Raw genomic sequence first — 3,892 nt, forward strand, 5'->3', positions numbered from 1 at the left:
GGTTTACCACGGATTCGTTGTATGCATAAATTGCAGGCATAAAAAAAAGACGTACAGTTTTCACTGACGTCTTTTAAGAATATGTCTTATGAAATTGGCTCCCCGAGCTGGGCTTGATCTAGGTAAAGCCGGTAGGGTTTACCACGGATTCGTTGTATGCATAAATTGCAGGCATAAAAAAAAGACGTACAGTTTTCACTGACGTCTTTTAAGAATATGTCTTATGAAATTGGCTCCCCGAGCTGGGCTTGATCTAGGTAAAGCCGGCAGGGTTTACCACGGATTCGTTGTATGCATAAATTGCAGGCATAAAAAAAAGACGTACAGTTTTCACTGACGTCTTTTAAGAATATGTCTTATCAAATTGGCTCCCCGAGCTGGGCTTGAACCAGCGACCCACGGATTAACAGTCCGTTGCTCTACCAACTGAGCTATCGGGGAACTTCATAAGAGGCGCGTATAGTAATGATCTAACGCTCCTTGGTCAAGCGTTTATCCAAGAACTTTTTTGATTCTTGAAACAGCATCTTGAAGGACTTCCATGCTCGTCGCGAAGCTGAGTCTCATACACCCTGGCGAACCAAACGCAGAGCCTGGCACTAATGCGACACCAGCTTCTGAAAGGAGTAATTCGGCTAGTTCGATATCTGAGTTTGCAGAACTCTGTTCAATTGCACTGCTGAAGTCAGGGAATACATAAAACGTTCCGTCACCGGCAAGGCAATTGACGCCATTGATGTCATTCAGCGCTTCGACAAGGTAGTCATGGCGCTTTTTGAATTCAACGACCATTGCATCTACGCACTCCTGATCACCAGTTAGTGCAGCGGTAGCGGCAGCTTGTGAGATAGATGCTGGATTTGAGGTGCTTTGTGATTGAATCTTCTTCATTGCTGCAATGACTTTTTGAGGCCCTGCTGCGTAACCAATACGCCAGCCGGTCATGCTGTAAGCTTTTGATACCCCATTAAGTACAAACGTACGATCATAAAGCTCTGGGCAGACCGTTAGGATGTTATGGAAGCCTTCTTTGTTCCATAAGATGTGTTCGTACATATCGTCGGTCGCAACCATTACGTGCGGATTCGCTAACAACACTTCCGCAATATCTTTAAGCTCGCTAGTCGTATACGCCATGCCTGTTGGGTTTGAAGGGCTATTAATAACGAACAATTTTGTCTTTGGAGTAATCGCTGCTGCGACTTGTTCGGCAGTAACTTTAAAGCGCTGATCAGCGCCAGATTCAATAATTACTGGTGTTCCATCAGCTACCTTCACCATATCTGGATATGATACCCAGTAAGGCGCAGGAATAATGACTTCGTCACCCTCATTTAGCAGCGCAAGTGCGAGATTGAAAAAGCTCTGTTTGCCGCCGCATGAAACGAGTATCTGATTTGGCTCGTAAGATAAACCGTTATCGTTTTTGAACTTGGCGATGATTGCTTGTTTTAACTCGGGCGTGCCGTCTACTGCTGTATAGCGAGTTTGGCCATTATCAATGGCTTTAATTGCGTAATCTTTAATATGTTGAGGTGTGTCAAAATCTGGCTCGCCAGCGCCTAAGCCAATAATATCCTTGCCGGCAGCACGTAATTCGTTTGCCTTATTTGTTACAGCAAGTGTTGGTGATGGTTTTATATTTTGAACACGATTGGATAATGAAGGTTCCAAGATGTATGCCTCAACTCTATGATTGTTACGTTCAATACATACGCGTACTAACGAAGATTTTTTGCTAGCATTTGCGCAAATTGACCGATAAAGCTTCCAAATCTGAGTGTTATTTATAGCACTCAGTACTGCGGGGCGTAAGTTTACCACTGCATAGTTGTTTCTGAAATATGAAGACCAAGGAATTTAAAGTCTCTTCCAAATTTTCTCCATCTGGGGATCAACCAACTGCCATCGCGGGTTTAGTCGATGGCATCGATGATGGATTAATGCACCAAACCTTACTTGGTGTTACGGGATCGGGTAAGACATTTACCATTGCAAATGTCATCGAAAAGATTCAACGGCCAACCATTATCATGGCGCATAATAAAACCTTAGCAGCCCAACTCTATGGCGAGTTTAAGGAGTTTTTCCCCGACAATGCAGTTGAATACTTTGTATCGTATTACGACTATTACCAGCCTGAAGCATATGTTGCTGCATCGGATACATTCATCGAGAAGGATGCGTCAGTCAACGAGCACATTGAGCAAATGCGATTGTCCGCGACGAAGGCGTTGATGGAGCGTCAAGACACAATAATCGTAGCGACTGTATCCGCGATCTATGGTCTGGGCGATCCTAAGTCCTACATGAAAATGATGCTCCACCTAGATCGTGGTGAAATTACAAATCAGCGCAAGATTCTTCAGCGTCTAGCCGAATTACAGTACACAAGAAACGATATGGAACTTCAGCGCGCAACATATCGCGTCAGGGGGGATGTCATTGATGTATTCCCGGCCGAGTCAGAGCGGGATGCAGTTCGTATTGAGTTGTTTGATGATGAGGTAGAGCAGTTATCTGAGTTTGATCCGCTTACCGGCGAAGTATTGCGTAAAGTACCTAGAATCACAATTTACCCGAAGTCGCATTATGTAACCCCTCGCCAAACCATTTTGGATGCGGTAGACCAAATTAAAGAAGAGTTGTCCGGGAGGCTTGTTCAACTCAAGGATAATAACAAGTTGGTTGAAGCACAGCGTCTTGAAGAGAGGACCCGATATGATACAGAAATGATGAACGAGCTTGGTTATTGCAACGGGATCGAAAATTACTCTAGGTATTTGTCAGGACGTCCTGCCGGAGCGCCACCTCCAACATTATTTGATTACCTGCCAGCGAACGCACTTATGGTAATCGATGAATCGCATGTTACCGTCCCTCAGATTGGGGCAATGTATAAAGGCGATCGATCTAGAAAAGAAACTCTAGTCGAATATGGTTTTCGCTTACCTAGTGCTCTTGATAATCGACCGATGCGCTTTGATGAATGGGAGAGAATCTGCCCACAGACAATTTTTGTTTCGGCTACGCCTGCGAAATACGAAGAAGAGCATGCAGGGCAGGTCGTTGAACAGGTTGTGCGGCCGACAGGGCTTCTCGATCCAATTTTAGAGGTTCGTCCAGCTACAACGCAGGTTGATGATTTGCTCGGGGAGATTCATAAATCTGTTGAGGCAGGTGATCGAGTGCTTGTTACGACGCTTACCAAACGGATGGCAGAAGATCTAACGGATTACCTAATGGAACATGGCGTTAAGGTTCGATATTTACACTCCGACATTGATACCGTAGAAAGAGTCGAAATTATTCAAGACTTACGCAAGGGCGTATTTGATGTATTGATTGGTATTAATTTGCTTCGGGAAGGTTTGGATATGCCTGAAGTAGCTCTTGTCGCGATTTTAGATGCGGACAAAGAGGGGTTTCTAAGATCCGATAGATCGCTAATTCAAACGATTGGTCGGGCAGCGCGAAATATAAATGGTAAAGCAATTTTGTATGCAGATCGTGTGACGGGTTCAATGCAGCGTGCTATGGACGAAACCGAGCGACGAAGAGCAAAACAAGAAGAGTACAACAAAGAGAATGGTTTGACGCCCAAATCGCTCAACAAATCTGTTGGAGATATCATGGAGGGCGCGGTCGTAATTCCTGGGCGGGTTAAGGTTGGCGGTAGAAAAGTTGCTGAAGAAAGTGGGAGCTACGGCGCTGATTCCGGCTCTAAACTGAAGTCAATTAAGGCGTTAGAGGACGAAATGTACGCCGCCGCGAAGGCCTTAGATTTTGAGCGTGCGGCAGCCCTAAGAGACCGTATTAGTGAGCTTAAACATAACTAGTATTGTGCAAAGCGGACAATTTTTTGACTATTTTATGCACATTCATGATTTTC

Annotated in this window: 2 protein-coding genes and 1 tRNA gene; 1 reads left to right on the forward strand and 2 read right to left on the reverse strand. The window is 44.8% G+C overall.

What is annotated here, in order from left to right; genetic code table 11:
* Positions 1-365: 365 nt before the first annotated feature.
* Together A3762_RS07590 and A3762_RS07595 are read right to left on the reverse strand one after the other, a co-directional pair.
* Positions 366-441 (reverse strand) — tRNA-Asn (locus A3762_RS07590).
* A 51-nt stretch (positions 442-492) separates the two neighbouring features.
* Positions 493-1,677, reverse strand: a complete 1,185-nt coding sequence (locus A3762_RS07595) for a pyridoxal phosphate-dependent aminotransferase (protein ID WP_304439276.1) — start codon at positions 1,675-1,677, stop codon at positions 493-495.
* A 167-nt stretch (positions 1,678-1,844) separates the two neighbouring features.
* Here A3762_RS07595 and uvrB point away from each other — a divergent pair, with 167 nt between their 5' ends.
* Positions 1,845-3,839 carry an excinuclease ABC subunit UvrB gene (uvrB, locus tag A3762_RS07600; RefSeq protein ID WP_068754759.1) on the forward strand — a complete coding sequence of 665 codons (1,995 nt, stop codon included), beginning with the start codon at positions 1,845-1,847 and terminating at the stop codon, positions 3,837-3,839.
* Positions 3,840-3,892: the final 53 nt, after the last annotated feature.

The organism is Oleiphilus sp. HI0125 (assembly GCF_001635355.1).

Coding starts and splice junctions, on each gene's coding strand:
- uvrB (WP_068754759.1), top strand. CDS start 1,845: ATGAAGACCAAGGAATTTAAAGTCTCTTCCAAATTTTCTCCATCTGGG.